Source organism: [Pantoea] beijingensis, from assembly GCF_022647505.1.
Classification (GTDB): domain Bacteria; phylum Pseudomonadota; class Gammaproteobacteria; order Enterobacterales; family Enterobacteriaceae; genus Erwinia; species Erwinia beijingensis.
Window position 1 is genome coordinate 2,165,716 of the sequence record NZ_CP071409.1, and the last position, 22,799, is coordinate 2,188,514.

19 protein-coding genes are annotated in these 22,799 nt (G+C 49.8%); 4 read left to right on the forward strand and 15 right to left on the reverse strand.

Going from position 1 to position 22,799, the window contains the following annotated elements:
* Positions 1-6: 6 nt before the first annotated feature.
* Together sufB and sufA are read right to left on the reverse strand one after the other, a co-directional pair.
* Positions 7-1,503, reverse strand: a complete 1,497-nt coding sequence (gene sufB, locus J1C60_RS09740; protein ID WP_128174284.1) for a Fe-S cluster assembly protein SufB — start codon at positions 1,501-1,503, stop codon at positions 7-9.
* 8 nt (positions 1,504-1,511) lie between these two features.
* Complete coding sequence (sufA, locus tag J1C60_RS09745) at positions 1,512-1,886, reverse strand: Fe-S cluster assembly scaffold SufA (RefSeq protein ID WP_128174282.1); 375 nt, start codon at positions 1,884-1,886, stop codon at positions 1,512-1,514.
* Positions 1,887-2,276: 390 nt separating this feature from the next.
* Between sufA and J1C60_RS09750 the strand changes: the two genes are divergently transcribed.
* The gene (locus J1C60_RS09750) at positions 2,277-2,681 is read left to right on the forward strand and encodes a hypothetical protein (protein WP_128174280.1); all 405 of its coding nucleotides are present in this window, start codon (positions 2,277-2,279) and stop codon (positions 2,679-2,681) included.
* A 93-nt stretch (positions 2,682-2,774) separates the two neighbouring features.
* Here the strand turns inward: J1C60_RS09750 and J1C60_RS09755 are convergent, their stop codons facing one another.
* Complete coding sequence (locus J1C60_RS09755; RefSeq protein ID WP_128174278.1) at positions 2,775-3,200, reverse strand: hotdog fold thioesterase; 426 nt, start codon at positions 3,198-3,200, stop codon at positions 2,775-2,777.
* Positions 3,200-6,253 (reverse strand): D-2-hydroxyglutarate dehydrogenase YdiJ, encoded by a 3,054-nt coding sequence (ydiJ, locus tag J1C60_RS09760; protein ID WP_128174276.1) that lies wholly within the window; start codon positions 6,251-6,253, stop codon positions 3,200-3,202. The genes J1C60_RS09755 and ydiJ overlap by 1 nt, the downstream gene beginning before the upstream one ends.
* A 373-nt stretch (positions 6,254-6,626) precedes the next feature.
* Between ydiJ and ydiK the strand changes: the two genes are divergently transcribed.
* Entirely contained in the window at positions 6,627-7,751 is a 1,125-nt protein-coding gene (gene ydiK / locus J1C60_RS09765; RefSeq protein ID WP_128174275.1) for an AI-2E family transporter YdiK, read from the forward strand.
* A 404-nt stretch (positions 7,752-8,155) separates the two neighbouring features.
* On the opposite strand, the gene ppsA is transcribed toward ydiK, so the two are convergent.
* Positions 8,156-10,531, reverse strand: a complete 2,376-nt coding sequence (gene ppsA, locus J1C60_RS09770; protein ID WP_128174273.1) for a phosphoenolpyruvate synthase — start codon at positions 10,529-10,531, stop codon at positions 8,156-8,158.
* Between the two features lie 521 nt (positions 10,532-11,052).
* Between ppsA and ppsR the strand changes: the two genes are divergently transcribed.
* On the forward strand, positions 11,053-11,886 hold the full coding sequence (gene ppsR / locus J1C60_RS09775) for a posphoenolpyruvate synthetase regulatory kinase/phosphorylase PpsR (RefSeq protein ID WP_128174271.1): 834 nt from the start codon (positions 11,053-11,055) through the stop codon (positions 11,884-11,886).
* Positions 11,887-12,053: 167 nt separating this feature from the next.
* The gene (locus J1C60_RS09780; RefSeq protein ID WP_128174269.1) at positions 12,054-13,100 is read left to right on the forward strand and encodes a 3-deoxy-7-phosphoheptulonate synthase; all 1,047 of its coding nucleotides are present in this window, start codon (positions 12,054-12,056) and stop codon (positions 13,098-13,100) included.
* A 95-nt stretch (positions 13,101-13,195) separates the two neighbouring features.
* On the opposite strand, the gene J1C60_RS09785 is transcribed toward J1C60_RS09780, so the two are convergent.
* The 10 genes from J1C60_RS09785 to pheT form a co-directional block, all read right to left on the reverse strand.
* The gene (locus tag J1C60_RS09785) at positions 13,196-14,635 is read right to left on the reverse strand and encodes a protein adenylyltransferase SelO (RefSeq protein ID WP_128174267.1); all 1,440 of its coding nucleotides are present in this window, start codon (positions 14,633-14,635) and stop codon (positions 13,196-13,198) included.
* Positions 14,636-14,759: 124 nt separating this feature from the next.
* Positions 14,760-15,539, reverse strand: coding sequence for an EAL domain-containing protein (locus tag J1C60_RS09790; RefSeq protein ID WP_229655737.1), 780 nt, complete (start codon positions 15,537-15,539; stop codon positions 14,760-14,762).
* A 317-nt stretch (positions 15,540-15,856) separates the two neighbouring features.
* Positions 15,857-16,315, reverse strand: a complete 459-nt coding sequence (locus J1C60_RS09795) for a C40 family peptidase (protein WP_128174265.1) — start codon at positions 16,313-16,315, stop codon at positions 15,857-15,859.
* A 75-nt stretch (positions 16,316-16,390) separates the two neighbouring features.
* On the reverse strand, positions 16,391-17,140 hold the full coding sequence (btuD, locus tag J1C60_RS09800) for a vitamin B12 ABC transporter ATP-binding protein BtuD (RefSeq protein WP_128174263.1): 750 nt from the start codon (positions 17,138-17,140) through the stop codon (positions 16,391-16,393).
* Positions 17,141-17,686, reverse strand: a complete 546-nt coding sequence (locus J1C60_RS09805; protein ID WP_128174261.1) for a glutathione peroxidase — start codon at positions 17,684-17,686, stop codon at positions 17,141-17,143. It lies immediately after the preceding gene.
* A 39-nt stretch (positions 17,687-17,725) separates the two neighbouring features.
* Positions 17,726-18,709 carry a vitamin B12 ABC transporter permease BtuC gene (gene btuC, locus J1C60_RS09810; protein WP_128174259.1) on the reverse strand — a complete coding sequence of 328 codons (984 nt, stop codon included), beginning with the start codon at positions 18,707-18,709 and terminating at the stop codon, positions 17,726-17,728.
* Positions 18,710-18,828: 119 nt separating this feature from the next.
* Positions 18,829-19,149 carry a multidrug/spermidine efflux SMR transporter subunit MdtI gene (gene mdtI, locus J1C60_RS09815; protein WP_128174257.1) on the reverse strand — a complete coding sequence of 107 codons (321 nt, stop codon included), beginning with the start codon at positions 19,147-19,149 and terminating at the stop codon, positions 18,829-18,831.
* Positions 19,139-19,489 carry a multidrug/spermidine efflux SMR transporter subunit MdtJ gene (mdtJ, locus tag J1C60_RS09820; protein ID WP_128174255.1) on the reverse strand — a complete coding sequence of 117 codons (351 nt, stop codon included), beginning with the start codon at positions 19,487-19,489 and terminating at the stop codon, positions 19,139-19,141. Before mdtJ ends, mdtI begins: the two co-directional genes overlap by 11 nt.
* 615 nt (positions 19,490-20,104) lie before the next feature.
* The gene (ihfA, locus tag J1C60_RS09825; RefSeq protein ID WP_017802142.1) at positions 20,105-20,404 is read right to left on the reverse strand and encodes an integration host factor subunit alpha; all 300 of its coding nucleotides are present in this window, start codon (positions 20,402-20,404) and stop codon (positions 20,105-20,107) included.
* A gap of 4 nt (positions 20,405-20,408) precedes the next feature.
* The gene (gene pheT / locus J1C60_RS09830; RefSeq protein WP_128174253.1) at positions 20,409-22,796 is read right to left on the reverse strand and encodes a phenylalanine--tRNA ligase subunit beta; all 2,388 of its coding nucleotides are present in this window, start codon (positions 22,794-22,796) and stop codon (positions 20,409-20,411) included.
* Between the last annotated feature and the right edge of the window lie 3 nt (positions 22,797-22,799).

The following is a 22,799-nucleotide window of genomic DNA, read 5'->3' on the forward strand; positions in this document are numbered from 1 at the left end:
CGCGGTTTAACCCACGCTGTGTTCCAGGCTAATCGCCAGCAGCTTTTGCGCCTCAACGGCGAATTCCAGGGGGAGCTCGGAGAAGACGTCTTTACAGAAGCCATTTACAATCATTGAAATCGCATCATCCTCGCTGATGCCGCGTTGCAGGCAATAGAAAAGTTGATCTTCACCAATACGCGATGTTGTCGCCTCATGTTCAAGCTGGGCGGTGTTATTGCGCGCTTCGACATACGGGAAAGTATGAGCACCGCAATCAGGGCCAATGAGCATGGAGTCACACTGCGTGAAGTTACGGGCATTGGTCGCGGTCGGCATAATTTTGACCAGGCCTCGATAAGTATTCTGGCTTTTACCTGCCGAGATGCCTTTCGAAATGATCGTCGATTTGGTGTTTTTACCAATATGGATCATCTTGGTACCCGTGTCGGCCTGCTGATGACCGCTGGTCAGCGCAACCGAGAAGAACTCACCAATCGAGTTATCCCCACGTAGAATCACGCTAGGGTACTTCCAGGTGATAGCTGAACCGGTTTCAGACTGTGTCCAGGACATTTTACTGTGTTCACCTTCGCACAACGCACGCTTCGTTACGAAGTTTAAAATACCGCCCTCAGCCTCACCACCGGCGAACCAGTTCTGCACCGTAGAGTATTTCACTTCCGCATTTTTGTGGATGATGACTTCCACCACCGCAGCATGCAGCTGATAACTGTCGCGCACCGGCGCCGAGCAGCCCTCAATGTAGCTAACGTAACTGTCTTCATCAGCGATCAGAATAGTACGCTCGAACTGACCGGTTTTTGCCGCATTGATACGAAAATAGGTAGACAACTCCATCGGACAGCGCACGCCTTTCGGAATGTAAACAAACGTTCCATCCGAGGCGACAGCCGAGTTTAGCGCAGCAAAAAAGTTATCATTGGCCGGAACCACCGTGCCCAGATATTTTTTTACCAGCTCCGGATGATCGTGAATCGCTTCGCTGAATGAGCAGAAAATAATGCCCTGTTCAGCCAGTTTATGCCTATAGGTTGTCGCGACCGACACGGAGTCAAAAATTGCATCCACCGCCACTTCCTGTCCTTCACGAACCGGCACACCCAACTGCTTAAAAGCGTTTTCCACTTCCTGAGTGAGATAGTTACTGGCGGGCTGGCCACCCGAAGCCTGCAAAGCGCCCGGTTCGGAAGCACAGCTGTCATCGCAGTGACCGCAGGACGGCGCGGAGTAATAGCTGTAATCCTGATAGTCCAGTGATTTGTAATTGGCTTTTAACCAGTGTGGCTCTTCCATCTGTAGCCAGGCTTCATAGGCTTTCAGACGAAACTCCAGCATCCATTCGGGTTCATTGCGCTTGGCCGAAATGGCTCGCACCACATCTTCATTGATGCCGTGAGCCATTTCGTCGGTTTGCAACTGGGTAAAGAAGCCCTCTTTATACTTTTGCTGGCCGCCTTCCCAAACCTGTACATCATCAGATGCGTCTGTTTGTCGTGACATAACGTGGGTTACTCTACGCCAAAGCTTTCACCACAGCCGCAGGCGTGTTGAGCTTTAGGGTTATTAAATTTAAAGATCTGATTCAGGCCTTCACGGACGAAATCAACTTCGGTACCGTCAACAAAGGGCATTGCCTGAAGCGGAACGAACAGCGTAGCGCCCTGATGACTATAGAGGAGATCGTCATCCGCCGGTTCTTTAACCAGATCCATAACGTAGCCGAACCCCGCGCAGCCGGACTGCTTCACACCAAGCCTTAATCCCTTAACATGCGGATCTTTAGCCGATAGCGCGATAATTTGCTGCGCGGCGCTATCCGTAAGCGTGAGCCCCTTCCAGACGAAATCGTCAGGAGAAAATGATGCAGGATTTGCAGTTTGCATATCAGTACCTCGCGATGCGATAGCCCGTGGGCTAATACCCCTATGTTAGTGATAACGATTATCACTTCAACCTCTTGTTTTACAGGGATAAGCGTAAAAGGGCTTTTTTCATACCTGTTTACTAAGGATAGACCCTGTGAAACGGATTGCGATCGTCACGGATGGGTAACGAGTCGAAGAGATAACCTTTTGAAAAAAATCATTAATATTTAAATGCATTTGGGAAAGGCGTAATGATTATTATTTTACGCCTTTGTGAATAGTGCACTATCGTTTAAACCAATTTAATTAACAGGCAGCATTAATCGATAAATTTGCTGCGGAATTTCATTGAAGATTTCGGACTTTATAATATGATAATGATTATCATTAGCGCAGCTGGGTAATCGAATGAACGTCTCAATGAGTGCATGGTTGCAGTATAAAATTGATGAATACAAGTTTTCCGTACGTGATGTTACCGTCGATTTTTATATGGCGCAGGCAAAGCTTAACCGCCCCGAATGCTCAGTCGAACAGCTGAGAAAATTTAACGATACCTGTTTAGATATGGCCGAATTGTGTCAACTCAATGGCGATGACCAAAGCTATCTCCACGCACTGGGTAAATTACATCACCGATTATTGCTTGAGATGAGTGACAGCCGGCGTGAACGTCTTTTTCGCATGCAGGCATGGCAACTGGCACGACATTCGCTGACCCTACTGTGTCATCAATTTGCGAACAATGGCGACTGGGATAAGGCAACGGCATTGCAAAGTGATTTCGTCAGACACGCCAGTTGGAACTTCTGAACGCCCCGCGCCGCAAAGAGGGTTACACGCCGCAACGCGGTAACCCTGCTTGCTTGTCATTCCATGCACAAATAGCGGTATTTCACTGAAGATTCAGGAAGAAGTCTGCATGACAGCCGTTGTAAGCCGCGAAGTACAACATAAGCGATTTTGCGCATCCATAACGTCGATTTGCCACACCTGATGAGTCCGCCCAAGATGAATTGCACGACAAACTCCCCGAACCTCGCCTTCACGCACGCTACGTATGTGATTAGCATTGATTTCAAGCCCAACAATATAGCTATCTCCTTCGGTACAAAGATAACCCGCCATCGATCCCAGCGTTTCTGCCAGTACTGCCGAGGCACCGCCATGCAACAACCCAAAAGGCTGCCGGGTACGGTGGTCAACCGACATCAACGCTTCAATCGCATCATCATGCAATGCAATAAACCGGATCCCAAGATGCTCAACCAGCGTTCCTGCGCTATGCTGGTTAAGCATGTCAAGCGTGGCATCTCGCGTCCAGATAGGCATCAAATCAGCTCCAACAGTACCTGCAAGGGATGACGCATCCCATTGCCTTCAATACGCTTGACCTGACTCCGGCAGGAGTAGCCCGTTGCCAGACAGCGCTGCCGTGGCAATTTCTGCAAGGCCTGGTGCCAGGACAGTTCATAAATTCCCAAAGAGTTATCCAGATTTTTGGTTTCATGCCCGTATGTCCCGGCCATGCCGCAACATCCTACACTGACATTTTCCAGCCTGGCACCAAAGCGGGCGAAAATATTGGCCCACTGGTTTGGTGTTGATGGCAACGCCGTGACCTCAGTACAGTGCCCAAAAAGGTACCACGCCTCCCCCGTTTGTGCAGGAGACTCCCGACGGTCAAGGGCCTGCTGCAGCCATTCGTGCACCAACTGGACGTGGAATTCCCCGCGTTTATCAGCGAGTACCTGCTGATATTCATCGCGATAACAGAGCACGAGCGCCGGATCGACCCCAACCATCGGCATGCCTAATTTCGCCACGCGATTGAGGAAATCAGCGGTTTTCTGCGCCGTCCGCGCGAAACGCTGTAGAAAACCTTTAATATGCTGAGCCTTACCATTCGGTGAAAAAGGTAACAGTACAGCACGATAGCCAAGCTTCTCAATCAACTGGACAAAGTCCGCCACCAACTGCGCTTCATAATAGCTGGTGAACGGATCCTGAACCACCAGCACCGTATTCTGCCGCTGCTCCGACGTTAGCGTTTCCAGATCTTCCAATGTCATACCCGCCGCACTGTGCCCCGCCAACTGTTGCTTTAGCGTCGGCGATGAGAGTAGCGGCAGATCGACCATACCGATATGTTTTTTGCTCAGCTCACGCAGCCATGGCTGACGCAGGAAAAAGTTGAAGGTTTTTGGTGCTCGGGCCATTAAAGGAGCATAGTTTTCCACGCCAGCAACCAAATGATCGCTTACTGGTCGCAGATAACGCGTGTGGTAAAGTTGCAAGAAGCGAGAGCGAAAACCCGGCACATCAATTTTAATCGGGCATTGCGTTGAGCAGGCTTTACAAGCCAGGCAGCCAGACATCGCCTCTTTTACTTCGTGCGAGAAGTCATATTCCCCTTTTCTTGCATGCCAGCTATTGCGGGTTCGTTCGATTAAACCACGTAAGCTAATGCCTGAAGCTGGCAGTTGCTTTTCCAATACCAGCGGATCAACCCCTTTATCAGCCAACAGACGCAACCATTCTCGCGTTAAGGTAGCCCGACCTTTTGGCGAGTGGATACGGTTGCCGGTGATTTTCATGGAAGGGCACATGGGGCTGCGCGCGTCAAAGTTAAAACACAGGCCGTTGCCATTACACTCCATCGCACCACGCCAGTCGGTGCGAACATTGACGGGGATCTGGCGGTCAAACGCTCCTCGCTTTTCAGCATCGACACGCATCATTGGCCGCTCAGCACCTTCTGGTGCACAGATTTTACCGGGATTGAGCCGGTTTGCGGGATCGAATGCCGCTTTGATGCGACGGAGTTCATTGTAGAGTACATCACCAAAAAATGCCGGACTGTATTCTGCACGAAAACCTTTACCGTGCTCACCCCAAAGCAAACCACCATAGCGCGCGGTCAGCGCCACAACCTCATCAGATATCTGTTTCATCAGCATTTCCTGCTGCGGATCGCACATGTCCAGAGCCGGTCTGACATGAAGCACGCCGGCATCAACATGCCCGAACATACCGTAACTGAGGTTGTGGCTATCCAGCAGAGCACGAAACTCAACGATATAGTCAGCCAGGTGCTGAGGTGGCACTGCGGTATCTTCAACAAAGGGAATCGGTTTCGCGCTACCTTTCGCGTTGCCCAATAGCCCAACGGCTTTTTTGCGCATCGCATAAATACGTTCAATCCCCGTAAGATCGTCACAAAGTTGGTAACCGATAACTCCGCCCTGTCGTTCCGCCATTAACATATCAAGACGCTGACACAGCGCCTCAACCTGGCCATCGATCAGTGCTTTATCATCGCCAGCGAACTCAACTATGTTCAGGCCCAGCATCTCACGATCGGGAACATCGGTAATCAGTTCCCGAACCGAATGCCACACAATGTCTTCTCGTGCCAGGTTTAATACTTTTGAATCGACGGTTTCCACCGATAATGCCTGCGCTTCCACCATAAAAGGCGCATTGCGTAGCGCCGAATCGAAAGCGTCATATTTAATATTCACTAGCCGGCGAACCTTCGGCAACGGCGTAATGTCCAGTTTTGCTTCGGCAATAAATGCCAGCGTTCCTTCCGCACCGCAGAGAATACGCGTTAAATCTACATGCTGTAGATCGTCACTCAGCACATGGCGCAAATCATAGCCGGTTAGAAAGCGGTTCAGTTTGGGGAATTTTTCGAGGATCAGCGAACGCTGTTCGCGGCAGCTCGCCAGCACAGTACGATAAATCCGGCCTTCCGCCGTAGTGTCCTGCGCCAGTTGTTCCGCAAGCGCTACCGGAATTTCACGCGTGTCAAGGATATCTCCGCCCAGCAAAACCGCGCGTAGTCCCAGCACATGGTCGGACGTTTTGCCATAAACCAGCGAGCCCTGACCAGAAGCATCGGTATTAATCATTCCCCCCAGCGTGGCACGGTTACTGGTGGAAAGCTCTGGCGAGAAAAAATAACCGAACGGCTTAAGGTAGGCATTAAGCTGATCTTTGATCACTCCCGCTTCAACTCTTACCCATCCCTGTTCTGGATTAATTTCCAGGATACGATTCATATGCCGCGACAGATCGACCACAATGCCCTGGTTAAGCGACTGTCCGTTCGTACCGGTGCCACCACCTCGTGGCGTAAACACCAGGCTGGTAAAACGTGACTCGCCGGCGATACGCGCGATGAGCGCGACGTCCGCAGTGGAACGTGGAAATATCACCGCATCCGGCAGCAACTGATAAATGCTGTTATCCGTTGACATGGTAAGACGATCGGCATAGCTGGTGGCGATATCGCCGGTGAAGCCCTGCTGCTCTAACGCTTGCAAAAAAGTGAGCACCAGTTGAACAAGACCAGGCGCCTGGGAAATCTGTGGGATCATTATCGGGTGACCAGTAAGTTATGTTAATCGTTTGCGTCGCGCTATAAGCGCATTATTCGTTTTATCATATTTTTTTATTACCTGCCTTTTTTTCAGGAAGACGGATAGCAGAATGCCAATATGCACTGTTGAAAAGCAAAAAAATGCACCATTATTAACAAGGTGCGCGATGCTTAACGGGTGAGGCTTCATCCTGCGCCATTTTATGGCTTAAACATTTTGTGTACGCGCGGATATAGCACGAATTTTATTTCCGCATCGATGGTTTCTGCCTGCGCCAATCAGCCGGTATACACTCGCCGACAACACGATTTAACACCGCTATTTAAGTGCGAAAAACAATGAAGGATTTATTTGAAGGATTAATGTTCATATGAAAAACCTGCAACGGGACGTGGATTTACCGCAGATTATCTTCACCTTGATGTTTGTCATCATCATGATCGTGGCCTGCTTTTGGATCGTGCAACCTTTTATTCTCGGATTCGCCTGGGCCAGCATGGTGGTTATTGCTACATGGCCACTGATGATTGCGCTGCAAGGTTGGCTATGGGGACGTCGTTCGCTGGCCGTGATTGTAATGACCCTGCTGCTGGTTTTGCTCTTTGTGATCCCGGTTGCGCTGCTGGTCAATAGCCTGATCGATAACAGTGGACCACTAATCAACTGGGCAAAATCGGGACGTTTGGTCATCCCCCAATTGCTCTGGTTACAGGACCTGCCTATGGTTGGCAATAAACTCTATAGCAGTTATCAAACGCTGATCGAAGGCGGCGGTGGCGCAGTGATGGCCAAATTACAGCCCTACGTTGGCCGTACTACCGGCTTCTTTGTCTCACAGGCCGGACACTTTGGTCGTTTTATGATCCATCTTGGTCTGATGCTGTTATTCAGCGTGCTGCTTTATTGGCGTGGAGAGCAAGTGGGCAACGGTATTCGTCATTTTGCCTTCCGCCTCGCATCTCACCGCGGAGACGCGGCGGTGCTGCTGGCAGGCCAGGCTGTTCGCGCTGTTGCCCTAGGTGTCGTCGTAACGGCACTGGTACAAGGTGTACTGGGGGGGATTGGGTTGGTCGTCACCGGTATCCCTTACGCAACGCTGCTAACGGTATTGATGATCTTATGCTGTCTGGTACAGCTTGGGCCATTACTTGTGCTGGTCCCGGCAATTATCTGGCTTTACTGGAGCGGCGACACCACCTGGGGAACGGTGCTTTTGGTCTGGAGTTGTGTGGTCGGCACACTGGATAACGTCTTGCGTCCGATGCTCATCCGTATGGGGGCTGATTTACCCATGATTCTGATTCTCTCCGGCGTTATCGGCGGACTCATCGCTTTTGGGATGATCGGATTATTTATCGGGCCAGTGGTATTGGCCGTCTCTTATCGACTGGTTTCCGTCTGGATGCACGAGGCCCCGGAACCAACAAACGCACCCGAGGGTGTTATTGGGACGCCGGCTGAATCACAGAGTGAGATTTCAACTCAACAAAAATAACCCCCATGACCATTGAGACAGTCGAAAGGAGTTGACTGTCTTATCAACCCAGCAATTTCATTAGCATTATTTATTAGTAACCCCCCTTTTTTCCTCCTGACAGTGCAAAAGCCTGGTCATTTCCCTCTTTCTCGTCGCTATTTTGGTAATTAATACATTTTTTGCGTCAAAAAAGATTATGAGCCTTAAACTATTAAGAGGATTCCTAATGACGAATGAATCGATGCTGCATACTATGAACGCCATGTTTAGAGTCACCTTTGATTTCAAAACACCCTGCTCCCTCAGATATCAGAATTGCTGTGTGTAGTCTTTGCCCATCCCAAGCGATGGGCTTTTTTTTTGCCCGCAAACTAAAAAAGGCCAGATAAACTGACCTTTTACTGAATATTAATAAAATGATGTTAGCTAATTTTTGCCAGGCTCAACCAGGTTTGAACTACGGTATCAGGATTAAGCGAAAGGCTATCAATGCCTTCCTGCATCAACCAGGCGGCAAAATCTTCATGATCGGACGGCCCCTGGCCGCAGATTCCGACATACTTACCCTGTTTCTTCGCTGCACGGATTGCCATTGATAGCAGTGCTTTTACTGCGTCGTTACGTTCATCAAACAGTTCTGAAACTACGCCCGAATCACGATCCAGACCTAATGCCAGTTGTGTCATATCGTTTGACCCAATGGAGAAACCATCAAAGTATTCGAGGAACTGCTCAGCCAGCAGCGCATTTGATGGAATTTCGCACATCATGATCAGTTTCAGACCGTTTTCACCGCGCTTTAGCCCCTGACGTTCGAGCTCTTCCACCACCGCTTTTGCCTGCGCTACGGTGCGTACAAACGGCACCATAATTTCAACATTTGTAAGCCCCATATCGTTGCGCACGCGCTTAACCGCCTCACACTCCAGCGCGAAACAGTCTCTGAAACGATCGGAAACGTAACGCCCTGCACCACGGAAGCCCAGCATCGGGTTCTCTTCTTCAGGCTCGTAACGTTCCCCGCCCACCAGATTGGCATACTCATTCGATTTAAAGTCCGACAACCGCACAATCACACGTTTTGGCGCAAATGCGGCGCCCAGTGTGGCAATCCCTTCGGTCAGGCGTCCGATATAAAATTCAACGGGATCGTCAAAACCTTTCATCAGGCCAGTAATTTGTTGCTGCAACTCGGGCGTTTGCTGATCGAATTCCAGTAACGCCTTAGGGTGCACACCGATCATACGGTTAATAATAAACTCCAGACGGGCCAGCCCAACACCTTCATTTGGCAAACAGGCAAAATCAAAGGCACGGTCAGGATTACCCACGTTCATCATTATTTTCAGTGGCAGCGTCGGCATCTCTTCTATTTGTGAACTGGTCACGTCAAAGTCGAGCAGTTCATCATACACATAGCCAGTATCACCTTCAGCACAGGAAACGGTAACCTGATGTCCCTCTTTTAACTTCTCGGTTGCATCTCCGCAGCCCACAACGGCAGGTATCCCCAGCTCGCGCGCGATGATCGCAGCATGACAGGTGCGTCCCCCCCGATTCGTGACAATAGCTGAAGCTTTTTTCATGATCGGCTCCCAGTCGGGATCGGTCATATCAGTAACCAGCACGTCGCCTTTTTCAATGCGGTTCATCTCACTGATATCATGGATGACCTTCACCGCACCGGCGCCAATACGGTGACCGATGGCACGCCCTTCAATAACCACTTTTCCGGTCCCCTGCAGGGAGTAACGTTCCATTACCTGACCGTTTGAGCGAACCGTTTCCGGACGTGCCTGCACAATAAACAGCTTGCCAGTATGGCCATCTTTCGCCCATTCGATATCCATAGGACGCTTATAATGCTTCTCAATTTCTACCGCCTGGTGAGCCAGCGCCTGTACCTCATCATCCGTCAGGCAAAAACGATCGCGATCCTGTTCCGGCACATCCTCGATTCGTACCTGTTCGCCATGCGTTTGTGAATCGGCATAGACCATACGAATTTTTTTCGAACCCATATTGCGACGGACAATAGCTGGACGATTTGCTGCCAGCGTTGGCTTGTGCACATAGAATTCGTCAGGGTTTACGGCACCCTGTACCACCATTTCCCCCAGCCCCAGCGCGGCGGTAATAAAGACGACCTGATCAAAACCCGATTCGGTATCAATGGTAAACATGACGCCGGAGGAGGCAAGGTCCGAGCGCACCATCCGCTGAACACCCGCAGACAATGCAACGCCGCGATGATCGTAACCTTGATGAACGCGATAGGAAATCGCACGGTCGTTAAATAAAGAGGCATACACATGCTTGACGGCAACCATCACCGCATCAATACCCTGCACGTTTAAAAAGGTTTCCTGCTGTCCGGCGAAAGAGGCATCGGGCATATCTTCCGCCGTCGCGGATGAACGAACGGCAAATGAAGCCTCGGCATCGTCAGACGAGAGTTGGGTATAAGCCTCAAGGATAGCTTTTTCCAGTTCAGGCTGGAACGGTGTGTCGACAATCCACTGGCGGATCTGTTTACCGGCTTTTGCTAACTCGTCAACATCGTCAATATCGGTTTTATCCAGCAGATCGTAGATACGCTGATTAACGCCACTTTGATCGAGAAATTGATTGAAGGCATCTGACGTTGTCGCAAAGCCGTTCGGGACGGATACGCCCAGCGAGGACAAATTAGTAATCATTTCACCCAGAGAGGCATTTTTGCCTCCCACCCGATCAACATCATGCATGCCAAGCTGGTTGTACCAGAGCACTAGCGGCAGTTCGCCTTTATTGGACATTGAAACAATCCTTTTAAGATAATTGGGGCACAAGGAAACATACTTTACATCGGGCATCGCCCCGACTGGTTAAAAACCAGCGAAGCATGCAGTATTACGCACCCTGAGCCTGGCACATTCGTTTGATAATAAGGAAGAGGTGAATCGTTCAAGCAGCTAAAAAAAAGGCTTTTTAAGAAAACTCCGCCAATAAATCCCCCGTTGCGCAACAACACGACATTTCAATAACACATTTATTTTCATAAAGATAAGTGATAACACCTCGAAAGCTGGCATTTTTGATTGCGCAACAGCGTGTGGGGGGAAATTAACCTTTACGTTGTGACTCAGATACGATATTTGACGCAATAAAAAAGAAACGCCATTTCACTTAGTTGTACTTTTAATTACAGCGCATTCCGGAAAAATAAAAAATTCCGTTTTTTATTCTAAGATTTTTTATAGGCTATGGTGCAGTCAATGCAAATTATGACGCGTTTTTTGACGCCGTCAGTAATCCCCCAAAGTTAGCAGGAGATAAAATGGACGTAGCGGGTGAAAGAAGTGTTTTCTTTATTTCTGATGGCACGGCAATCACCGCGGAAGTGGTAGGACACGCCGCGATGTCACAATTCCCGGTCGGGATAAATAGCGTAACCCTTCCTTTTGTTGAAAATGTACAGCGCGCTCAGGCCGTAAAAGGGCAAATTAACGCGCTCTTTCAAAAGAGCGGCGTTCGGCCACTGGTCTTTTTCTCGATCGTCACGCCTGACGTACGTGAAATTATCATGCAAAGTGAGGGCTTCTGCCAGGATATCGTTCAATCGTTGGTGGCTCCACTTCAGGAAGAGCTCGGCATTGCACCCGCGCCCGTTGCTCATCGGACTCACGGTCTTACCGCAAGCAATCTCGGTAAATACGATGCTCGCATCGCGGCGATTGATTACACCCTGGCGCATGATGACGGTATTTCATTGCGCGGACTTGAGGACGCACAGGTCATCTTGCTGGGCGTCTCCCGTTGCGGCAAAACACCGACCAGTCTTTATCTTGCGATGCAATTTGGTATTCGTGCGGCTAATTATCCTTTTATCGCTGATGATATGGATAATCTGAAGCTACCTCCCGCGCTTAAAGCACATCAGCATAAGCTTTTTGGTCTGACTATTGACCCGGAACGCCTGGCTGCAATCCGGCAAGAGCGCGCGGAAAATACCCGTTATGCTTCAATGCGGCAATGTCGGATGGAAGTGGGTGAAGTGGAGGCATTGTTTCGCACGCACCAAATTCACTACCTCAACAGTACCAATTATTCAGTCGAAGAGATCGCCGCTAAGATTCTCGATATTATGGGGCTTAATCGCCGAATGTACTGATCGATACCGTGCACAGACATAAAAAACCTGATGCAATGCCTTAGCGTCAGGTTAATCGTCCACTTTTATCGGTTTTTCGGTTGAATTCATGATGATTTGGTTTATTGTGATCGCCATCACTTCCCGGCACTACGGCCGTCGCGAAGAACACTTTTCAGAGAAAAGACATGAATAAAACAGATGAACTGCGGACCGCGCGCATCGAAAGCCTTATAACGCCTGCTGAGTTGGCGCAACGGCATCCGATAGGCGCCACCATTGCAGAAAACGTGACAGCGTCACGAAAACGTATCGCTCGCATCCTTGCCGGTGAGGATAAACGGCTACTGGTTGTTATAGGCCCCTGCTCACTACACGATCCTATAGCCGCAGTGGAATACGCACATAAGCTCAATACGTTACGTATCAAACATCAGGCACACCTGGAAATAGTGATGCGGACCTATTTTGAAAAGCCGCGAACCGTCGTCGGCTGGAAAGGATTGATTTCCGATCCCGATCTTGACGGCAGTTACCGCGTCAACCACGGCCTGGATGTGGCGCGAAAACTGCTACTGGATATCAACGCTCTCGGGATGCCTACCGCTACTGAATTTCTGGATATGGTTATCGGCCAGTTTCTCGCCGACCTGATCAGTTGGGGCGCCATCGGCGCACGCACCACAGAAAGCCAAATCCACCGTGAAATGGCCTCGGCGCTTTCATGCCCGGTGGGTTTTAAAAATGGTACAGATGGCAACATTCAGATCGCCGTTGATGCCATTCGCGCCGCACGCGCCAGCCATATGTTCTTATCATCAGATAAACTGGGGCAGATGACCATTTATCAGACCAGTGGAAATCCTTCAGGCCATATAATCATGCGCGGCGGCAAGCAGCCTAATTATCACGCTGAAGATATTGCCGCCGCTGCCGCCAGCCTGCGCGCTTGTCATTTACCGGAACAGCTCGTCATTGATTTTAGCCATGGTAACTGCATGAAGCAGCATCGGCGCCAGTGCGACGTGGCGGAATCGGTTGCCAGACAGATTCGTGAGGGGACCAATGCGATTGCCGGAGTGATGATTGAAAGCTTCTTACAGGAAGGTGCTCAAAAAGTTGTTGCCGACCGTCCGCTGGTCTATGGTCAGTCGATCACTGATCCTTGCCTGGGTTGGGACGACAGCGAAGCCGTACTGGCGTTGTTAGCCGACGCCACAGCAAGCCGTTTCTGAATTAAGGTTGGATTCCAGACCCGCTGCATGTTGATGGATACGGGCTGATACCCACGGGTATCAGCCACGCTGTACGCCCCAATGCCAATAACAGATTAACTTGAGCAACTTACCGTTATCTTTTTGCTCCAGTCTGGTGGCCGCTGCATGAAATCAGCAAATTCCGGCAGCGCCTCGAAAGGCCGCGATAACGCTTGGTGCAGGCGAGCCAATACGCTGATGTCATCCTTTTCCGCCCGCTCAATGGCTTCCTGCGCCAGGTAATTACGCAATACAATTGCCGGATTCGCCGATAGCATATGCTGCTGACGTTCAACGTCGCTTTTTTCATCCCGAAGCAAACGCTGGCGCCAACTCTCATACCAGCGGTCAAAGGCTGTACGATCTATAAACTCATCCCGCACAGGCGAACGCAACTGATGCTGCTCCGAATGGCTCAACAAACGGAAAGTTCGCGTATAATCGCTCCCTTCCTGAGCCATCAGCGCTAACAATTCCGTCAGGATATCGTTATCGCCTTTCTCCTGAGTCATCAACCCCAGTTTTGCTCGCATGTGTTCGCCCCAGGCACGCATTAGCTCCGGCTCATAATGCGACAACGCAGCCTTAAGTTGTTCAGTGCTCATTAACCCTGAGAGCGCGTGCGCCAACCGATTCAAATTCCATAAGCCAACGACTGGCTGATTATCAAATGCATAGCGCCCCTGATAATCAGAATGATTACAGATATAGCCAGGTTGATAGTCATCAAGAAAGCCAAAGGGGCCATAATCCAGAGTAATGCCCAGAATAGACATGTTATCGGTATTCATTACACCATGGGCAAACCCAACGCTCTGCCAATGGGCAATTAACCTTGCGGTACGTTTAACCACGTCGATAAACCATAGCGCGTAACGGTCAGTTGCATCAATCAGATGAGGCCAGTGATGACGAATAACATAATCAGCTAACTGCTGCAGTTTGTCAGGCTGCCCGTTATAGAAAAAATGTTCAAAGTGCCCAAATCGAACATGACTCTCAGCTACACGCAGTAGCATAGCGCCCTGTTCTGTGGTTTCACGGTATACAGGTTCATCGCTGGTCACTACTGTCAGCGCGCGTGATGTTGGGATCCCCAGGCTGTGCATCGCCTCTGAGGCAAGAAATTCGCGCAGCGTCGAACGCAATACCGCACGCCCATCGCCCATTCGGGAATACGGGGTTAATCCCGCACCTTTAAGGTGCCAGTCAAACTTGCGTCCATCGGGTAGCCGCTGCTCGCCGAGCATGATACCGCGACCATCGCCCAACTGCCCGGCCCACACCCCAAACTGATGACCGCTGTAAACCTGTGCCAACGGCTGCATGCCTGGCAATAGTTCAGCACCGCTCCACAGTGCAACCTGCTGGTGACTAAACCAGCGTTCATCGAGTCCCAGCTCCTGCGCCAGCGCTGTGCTGTGATACAGCAAACGTGGATTTTTAAGCGGCGTCGGTGACAGTGCGGTATAGAATCCTTCAAGCTCGTTAAACCAACTGTTATCAAACTGCATAGCAACTCCTGAAAAATGAGGCATGGCTGATAACATTCAGACTACTGTGTCTACGTCGCCCCAACCTGCTAAGTGTAAACCCAGGCCGAGGCAATAAACAGTCACCGAGGGTAAGGTTATTTATTTACCCACCGAAGAATTCCTGAGGAGGATAAATCAGGGCAGGCAACGACTCTTCGCCAACCGGTCTGAAGAGTGAGCTTTGGATACCGGAGAAACCCAAGGGTCGTACTTTTTCCATCATGGGTAAATCATCGATACCCTGCACGATGATTTGCTGGCAATGCGGAGATATATTGTTCAGTATTGCATTCATAAATGGAAAAAAAGAGGGGCGAGTAATATTATGCTGAATAAAACCTTTATCCAATTTAATTCGATAAAAGAGATTATCGTACACCGCTTTTGCGGGTGCTTTTCCGGCACCGAAATTACCGAGACTTAAAAAAAAGCGTTCACTTAGCTCAGCCAGCAGTGGATTATTTCTTCCAAGAGAAAAGTCGGCAAGACTTTCACTTAGCTCCAGTTCAAGATACGTAAATGTCCCCATTTTATGTAACAGGAATTCACTTTCAAGAATAGCCCACGCAAGCTGTTCATCAATCTTAATACCCACATGAAGTTGATGATGGATAAAAAAATCATGATATTTTTCGATAACATTGATTTGATTTTTCAAAAGCGTAAGTTGCTGCTCAAATGTCATTTGGGGAAACAGTATTTCCTGAGGAATAGCAACATTCGCGCTTTTATGCATATAGTGCGTCATGACCTCTACAGCAAGCAAATGCCCGCTAAAGCTGTATACCGGGTAAAATGCTGTAAGGCTGTGATAGTCTTCAGCTATATCTATTTTCATTTTTTTATAGCCGTTATATGAGTGGCAATTTTCGCGCCCTGCCAAGCATGCGCTGCCGACGTCCTGGTAAACAGGCCGAACGATTGAGCGAAGTAAATGACCGGACACGTCAGATTACCGCCGCACCCCGCGTTCACATTCCTTAAGGTATCTTTTAATTGTGGCCTGCCCGCTGTAACAGACCTGTATAGGAAGGCTTTTCGTTAAAATGAATAATTCTACAAAAAATTATTCAGGTGCGTGCTAAAAACGCACACTTTCAAAAATCAAGAAAACAATGCCAGATAATTATTTTTCCATACTTCCCATCAAGTTTAAATAAGTATTTTCTTAATTTTATCTAAGATATTACCCGGCATCAATTAAATACGTCGCGCTTGCCAAAATACTTTTCGCCAGTAAACATTATCCAGTGAAGAACGAATCACTCCCTGGCTGGTGGACGCATGAATGAACTGATTGTCAGTATCATAAATGCCGACGTGAAGACCATTCTCCCCTCTGCCGGTTTTAAAAAACACCAGATCGCCGGGCTGCAAATCGTCTTTATCGATTCGTGTCCCAATATCTGTTTGGGCAGCAGTCGTGCGTGGTAGTTGCATATCAAACCGATCGCGAAAAGTGAGATAAACAAAACCGGAACAATCTACGCCGCGCCGATTCATTCCACCATAACGGTATGGCGTGCCGTGCCACTGCCCGAGTTGTTCATTAAGTTGAGCGATAACGGTGATGGAGTCTGACAGGCGACCATCAGGGGATGGCGCATGGCGGCTACAGCCTGCGAGAATCATAACCACGAAGAAAAGCCACAACCGCATGCGAAAGCTTCCTGAACATGAATTTATATCGACATTTACTGTAGTCATAAACCGTTGATTTTGACAACGGCAATATTACGCCAGAGTGACCAGCATTTCGTGATCGCCAACGGCAAACTTATGAAAAGCAATTCCATATACCTGCTCCAGCACATCCGGCTGCATTACCTGCAGCGTATTTCCCTGCCGGATGACTTCTCCTGCTTGCAATAACCAAACCTGCTGAGCATAACGCAGGCTATGATTCAGATCGTGACCGCTCATTATCACCGTTACGCCTGACTGGCAAAGTGCGGTTAAGAGATTATCCAGCGCGGCCTGCTGCGCAACATCCAATCCTGCCATCGGCTCATCCAGCAGCAGCAGTTTACCGTGTACGTTGATCTCCGGCGATACTTGCGCAAGTACGCCAGCCAGACGCACACGCTGCCATTCCCCACCAGAAAGTTGATTTATCGGACGTGCCAGCTTATCGCGCAACAGTAATGCGTTAACAATTCGGGTCAGTGCCGGGTCTACAGCCTCTGTGGCATACAGCAGATGCTGCTGCAGGAAGTGAAATACCGTCAGCTGACCACAAGGAAGTTGTTGCTGATGCAGCCAGGCGCGATGGCGGGCAAGTGCAGCCCCTTCCCAGTGCTCAAGGGGTTTCCCCAGAAACGCAATCCGCCCATTGCCGGCGAGTAATCCGGAAAGTCGGGCAAGCAATGAGCTTTTACCCGCACCATTGGGCCCCAGCAGATGAATCAGCTCCCCCGCTCCCACTTGAGCACTAAAAGGCGCGAGCCGTCCCGCAACAGCCGCGCCGTCAATAGCTAACAACATCTATTTTGTCAGTGCCTGCTTAATGCTGTCGATCACGATAGCATTATCCGGTGTCATATCCGGCGAGAAGCGCTGAACAACCTTTCCGTCTCTGGCGATCAGGAATTTTTCGAAATTCCACAGTATATCGCCAGGCTGCTTCGGCGCCCGTCCCTTGCTGCTCATACGTTCAAAAAAACCGCTCTCTGCCGGCTCAATAGCCTTCGGCTGCGCTGCAACTAACTGTGTATACAGTGGATGGCGCTTTTCACCATTGACGTCAATTTTACTAAACATCGGAAAGGTGACACCGTAGGTAGTACGACAAAAAGTTTTAATTTCCTCGTTGCTGCCGGGCTCCTGTTCAAGGAAAGCATTACAAGGAAAACCTAATACATTGAATCCCTGCGCATGAAAGGTCTTTTGTAGTGCTTCAAGTTGCTCATATTGCGGTGTTAAACCACATTTGGATGCCACGTTGACCACCAGTAAAACATCCCCTTGCCAGTGGGCCAGGGTCGTATGTTCGCCTTCCAGCGTTTCCAGTTGTGTGTCAAATATACTCATATGTAGTTCCTGTTTTAGTAGCAGATTTGCCAGCAACCGCTAGCGACGATTATTCAGTAACAACCAGATGAAGACCGGTGCGCCAAGCGTGGCGGTGACCACACCGATTGGCAACTCGGCAGAAGTCAGTACGACTCTTGCCACAATATCAGCAATGAGTAATATACAGCCACCGGCCAGCGCACAACCAGGTAACAGTATGCGGTGATCGGTCAGACCATTCAGACGCAAAATGTGCGGAATAACCAACCCTACAAAGCCGATAGTCCCAGCCAGTGCAACGCTTACGCCGATCAACCAGCCGATGGCCATAACCAGCAAATTCCGCCACAGCACCAACGATAAACCAAGCTGGCGTGCCGAAGTTTCACCGAGGGCCAACAGATTAAGCGGACGCCACTGGCACACAAGCCATATCAGTACCGGTAATAAAGCAAGCATCAACCAGCGGTAATGCCAGTCAATACCGCTAAAGCCGCCCATCATCCAGTACATTAACTGTCGTAGATCGAGCGAGGTACTGAAATAAACCGCCCACGTCATCACCGCACTGCAGATAATTCCCAGTGCAATACCTGCCAGTAGCAATCGACTACTCGAAAGGTGTTTGCGCGCAAAACGCAGCAAGATGACGGTCACAAATAATGCACCGATAATTGACGAGAGACTTAACGTTAACGGGTGAGCACTTCCGAGCATCACGCTCATGACCACCCCCACGCCGGCGCCATTCGATACGCCCAGCAGACCGGGCTCAGCCAGCGGATTCTCAAATAACGCCTGCATTATCGCCCCGGCTACAGCGAGAGAAGCGCCAACCAACAACACTGCCAGCATGCGCGGCAAACGTAGCTGCCAGACAAATATCTCATTCTGTTGGCTGAACCATTTCGTTGGCGCGATCCAACTGTCACCTGCACAAAGACTGACGATGGCTGTAATCAGAGTCAAAAGCAAGAGTCCGATCAACCAGTGTCTGGCCCGACGTTCAGCACGCTGCGACAATTCGGATAGCAGGGACATCAGAGGCTCTTTATGAGATAAAACAGACGGTTGATTGTAGTCACTCTCACAGAAAAAGAAAGCATGGCTTCACGTATTACGCGTTTCGCCGCCTACCCTGGCCTGCGCTCATATTCCTGTCAGGCAAGCTTTAATAAAACCAGTCCAGCTAAGAGCAGCATCAAGCCAATCCATCCCTTTTTATTGAGTCGCTGGTTGAATAAAATCCAGCCAGCAGCAACCGTTGCAGCGATACCGAAACCACCCCATAGCGCATAGGCGACAGCTAAATCTATGCCCTTCACAGCCTGGGCCAGCGCACTGAACGCCCCTAATACAGCCAGCAGAGAAAGTATTCCCGGTAATCGCTTTCTAAAGCCATCAGATTTTTTTAGTAAAATATTGGCGATAATTTCCAGCATGACGGCAAGCGCGAGATAAAGCAGATGTTCAAACAGCATGCTTCACCTCACGTTGTGGCATTACCGTGCCGGACTTAACCAGAGCGATACCCGCTAATAACAGCAGCAGAGCCACTATTTTCTGAGGTGAGAGCGATTCACTAAATAGCAGGACGCTTAGCAGCGTAATAATAATGATACCTGCCCCTTCCCATAACGCATAGGCAACCCCTAACGCGATACGCTTTATCGCAACGGAGAGCAAAATATAAGAAGTAGCAATTAACAGATACATGGCAATGTGGCCAGCAACGCCCCCGTTTACGGTTGCGTATTTCATTGCCAGAGTGCCAAGGATTTCACAAACGATAGCAACAGATAAAAATATCCAATAAATCATGGGAGCCTCACAAAACAAAAAACGAGCAATGCCGTCGCTCATGTCAAAGCAGAGCGAAAGTAACAACAATTTGTTTTGTCAGGACGCTAGAGTTCGCTGCACCATGCCAGAACGCTGGCCATGACGGCAGTGATAAAGAATTGAGCAGTAGAGAGTGTTACAACCATTCCTTTGGCGAAAATCATCAAGTTTATGTTTTCGGCGGCAACCGTGCCAACCTCACATCCTTACGTGGCTAAGAAGAGACCATATTACCATTGATGCAGTATGCTACGCCAGAGCAGCCGATAATCACCATCTTTTTATCGGTTACAGGCGAAAGCAGCAGCGTTTTTCACCATACTCCCCACCATTCTCCCTCAGGAAGTAATACCTCAGACATGAAAAAGGCCGCATCCGCGACCTTTTGTTTGTTACCCGAGTAAGCTGAAGCTACCCGTATAGGGATTCTGATGGTGACTCCGGCCCCTCCGTGGGCAATACTCATTCGGGTTTACCGCAAGCCGTATGCATATTTGGTTCAAAACGCTCTGTCATCCCGGACGACCAGGCAAACCAGACCTGCCGGAATTTGCGCCTCCTGGCGTAATACAACTTCAATGTGTGTACAAAAACTTAGTCTTCTTTCGGCGAAGCATTTTCAACACGACTTTTGAGCTTTTGCCCAGGACGGAACGTGACCACACGGCGAGCAGTAATCGGAATATCCTCGCCTGTTTTAGGGTTACGTCCCGGACGTTGATTTTTGTCGCGAAGGTCAAAGTTGCCAAATCCGGACAGCTTAACCTGCTCACCATTTTCCAAAGCACGTCTGACTTCTTCGAAAAATAGCTCGACCAGTTCTTTGGCATCCCGTTTGCTCAGCCCCAGCTTCTCAAACAGGTATTCTGACATTTCAGCTTTTGTTAGCGCCATAGGTTCAATCCCTCAAGGTTGCCTGGAATCGCTCTTTTAACGCCGCAACACATGTGGCAACGGTCGCGGCAATCTCCTCTTCTTCGAGTGTCCGGGCGGTATCTTGCAAAATCAGGCTGATAGCGAGGCTCTTGAAACCTTCATTTACGCCCTTACCGCGGTACACGTCAAACAAGTTTACGCCAACTACCTGATTTACGCCAACTTTCTTACACTCCGCGATAATATCCGCAGCGGGAACGTTTTCGGCAACCACAACCGCGATATCACGACGGTTTGCCGGGAAGCGTGAAACCTCGCGCGCCGCAGGTAAAATGCGGTCCGCCACCTTATCCCACAGCAGTTCAAAGACTAACGTACGGCCATTAAGATCAAGCTTGCGTTCTAACTCCGGATGAACGACGCCAATAAACCCGATGCACTCATTGTGCAAATAAATTCCAGCACTCTGACCAGGATGCAGCGCCGGAATCACTTCTGCACGGAATTCAATTGCATCAAGTTTACCTGTCAAATCCAACACCGATTCAACATCGCCTTTCAAATCATAGAAGTCGACACTTTGGCGCGCCAGATCCCAGTGTTCTTCGTAGCGATTGCCACTCAACACACCGCCCAGCATAAGGTCCTGCCGAATCCCCAGATTTGCCTGCGTATCCGGGACAAAACGTAAACCACTTTCAAACAGGCGCACACGGCTCTGTTGGCGATTCTGGTTATACACCACTGCGGACAACAGCCCCGGCAGCAGGGACAGGCGCATAGCGGACATGTCTAGCGAAATGGGGCTTGGCAGTACCAGATTCTCTTCGCCAGGATGCAGCAATGCCTGAATCTTAGGATCGACAAAACTATAGGTAATGGCTTCCTGATAGCCTTTATCAACCAGCATGGCCTTCACACGCTTCAGAGAAAGATTGGCTTCGCGATGTTGAGTCATCACCAGGCTAGCTTGTACCGGCACGTCTGGAATATTGTTATAGCCATAAATGCGCGCAACTTCTTCAACCAGATCTTCTTCGATCTCGATATCAAAACGCCAACTGGGTGCTGTCGCTTGCCACTCATCCTGGCCCACAACCACATCACACCCCAGGCTTTGTAAAATTTCCGTCACACGCTCGTCAGCAACCACATGCCCAATCAGTCGATCAAGCTTTTCGCGATGCAGCGTAATGCGATGACGTGTTGGCAGAGAAGCCTCATGAGTCACATCAATAATCGGTCCCGCTTCGCCGCCGCAGATATCCAGCAGTAAGCGTGTAGCGCGCTCAATAGCCTTAAACTGCAGTTGCGGATCAACGCCGCGCTCATAGCGGTGAGATGCATCGGTATGCAGACCATGGCGTCGTGCACGACCCGTAATTGAAAGTGGACTAAAAAACGCGCACTCAAAGAGTACATTTTGCGTTTCTTCGTTAACACCGGAATGTGCTCCACCAAAGATCCCGCCCATTGCCAGTGCCTTATGATGATCGGCAATGACCAGCGTATCACTGTGCAGTTTTGCTTCAGTGCCATCCAGCAGCGTAAGCGTTTCACCCTCTTCGGCCATACGCACCACAATACCGCCGTCAATGCGGTCGAGGTCAAACGCATGCATTGGCTGGCCCAGTTCCAGCAATACATAGTTGGTAATGTCCACTACCGGATCAATAGAGCGAATACCGCAGCGGCGCAGCTTCTCTTTCATCCACAGCGGTGTCGCCGCTTTCACGTTTATTCCCTTCACCACTCGCCCCAGATAGCGTGGGCAAGCGTCAGCTGCATCTACGCGGATCGGGAAGGTTGCATCAATCGTCGCGGCCACCGCGCTAATTTCCGGCTGACTAAGCGGTAACTGATTCAGGACGGCAACATCGCGTGCCACGCCGATAATCCCAAGGCAATCAGCACGATTAGGCGTCACGCTGATTTCAATGGTATTGTCATCCAACTGTAGATACTCGCGGATATCGGTGCCCGGCTGTGCATCAGCTGGCAGCTCAATAATTCCACTATGATCGTCGGCAATCCCCAATTCAGAAAAAGAGCACAGCATCCCCTCTGACGGTTCGCCTCGCAGCTTGGCTGCTTTGATTTTAAAATCACCAGGCAGTACGGCGCCGATAGTTGCTACCGCAACTTTCAGCCCCTGACGACAATTTGGCGCACCGCAAACAATATCCAGCAGGCGATCGCCGCCCACATTAATTTTTGTCACGCGTAATTTATCAGCATTAGGGTGTTGGCCACACTCAACGACTTCACCTACCACGACGCCGTGAAATAGACCCGCTACGGCGTCAACGCCGTCCACTTCCAGACCAGCCATGGTGATTTGTTCGGCTAACGCTTCGCTATTAATCGCTGGGTTTACCCATTCGCGTAACCAGAGTTCACTGAATTTCATCGG

What these genes read in the sequence shown, in the direction of transcription:
- J1C60_RS09805 (WP_128174261.1), bottom strand. Translation starts at nt 17,686, where the DNA reads ATGAGTATATTTGACACACAACTGGAAACGCTGGAAGGCGAACATACG.
- J1C60_RS09780 (WP_128174269.1), top strand. Translation starts at nt 12,054, where the DNA reads ATGAATAAAACAGATGAACTGCGGACCGCGCGCATCGAAAGCCTTATA.
- J1C60_RS09785 (WP_128174267.1), bottom strand. Translation starts at nt 14,635, where the DNA reads ATGCAGTTTGATAACAGTTGGTTTAACGAGCTTGAAGGATTCTATACC.
- ydiJ (WP_128174276.1), bottom strand. Translation starts at nt 6,253, where the DNA reads ATGATCCCACAGATTTCCCAGGCGCCTGGTCTTGTTCAACTGGTGCTC.
- btuD (WP_128174263.1), bottom strand. Translation starts at nt 17,140, where the DNA reads ATGTTGTTAGCTATTGACGGCGCGGCTGTTGCGGGACGGCTCGCGCCT.
- J1C60_RS09755 (WP_128174278.1), bottom strand. Translation starts at nt 3,200, where the DNA reads ATGCCTATCTGGACGCGAGATGCCACGCTTGACATGCTTAACCAGCAT.
- J1C60_RS09750 (WP_128174280.1), top strand. Translation starts at nt 2,277, where the DNA reads ATGAACGTCTCAATGAGTGCATGGTTGCAGTATAAAATTGATGAATAC.
- ydiK (WP_128174275.1), top strand. Translation starts at nt 6,627, where the DNA reads ATGAAAAACCTGCAACGGGACGTGGATTTACCGCAGATTATCTTCACC.
- J1C60_RS09795 (WP_128174265.1), bottom strand. Translation starts at nt 16,315, where the DNA reads ATGCGGTTGTGGCTTTTCTTCGTGGTTATGATTCTCGCAGGCTGTAGC.
- mdtJ (WP_128174255.1), bottom strand. Translation starts at nt 19,489, where the DNA reads ATGATTTATTGGATATTTTTATCTGTTGCTATCGTTTGTGAAATCCTT.
- mdtI (WP_128174257.1), bottom strand. Translation starts at nt 19,149, where the DNA reads ATGCTGTTTGAACATCTGCTTTATCTCGCGCTTGCCGTCATGCTGGAA.
- sufB (WP_128174284.1), bottom strand. Translation starts at nt 1,503, where the DNA reads ATGTCACGACAAACAGACGCATCTGATGATGTACAGGTTTGGGAAGGC.
- ihfA (WP_017802142.1), bottom strand. Translation starts at nt 20,404, where the DNA reads ATGGCGCTAACAAAAGCTGAAATGTCAGAATACCTGTTTGAGAAGCTG.
- ppsA (WP_128174273.1), bottom strand. Translation starts at nt 10,531, where the DNA reads ATGTCCAATAAAGGCGAACTGCCGCTAGTGCTCTGGTACAACCAGCTT.
- ppsR (WP_128174271.1), top strand. Translation starts at nt 11,053, where the DNA reads ATGGACGTAGCGGGTGAAAGAAGTGTTTTCTTTATTTCTGATGGCACG.
- pheT (WP_128174253.1), bottom strand. Translation starts at nt 22,796, where the DNA reads ATGAAATTCAGTGAACTCTGGTTACGCGAATGGGTAAACCCAGCGATT.
- btuC (WP_128174259.1), bottom strand. Translation starts at nt 18,709, where the DNA reads ATGTCCCTGCTATCCGAATTGTCGCAGCGTGCTGAACGTCGGGCCAGA.
- sufA (WP_128174282.1), bottom strand. Translation starts at nt 1,886, where the DNA reads ATGCAAACTGCAAATCCTGCATCATTTTCTCCTGACGATTTCGTCTGG.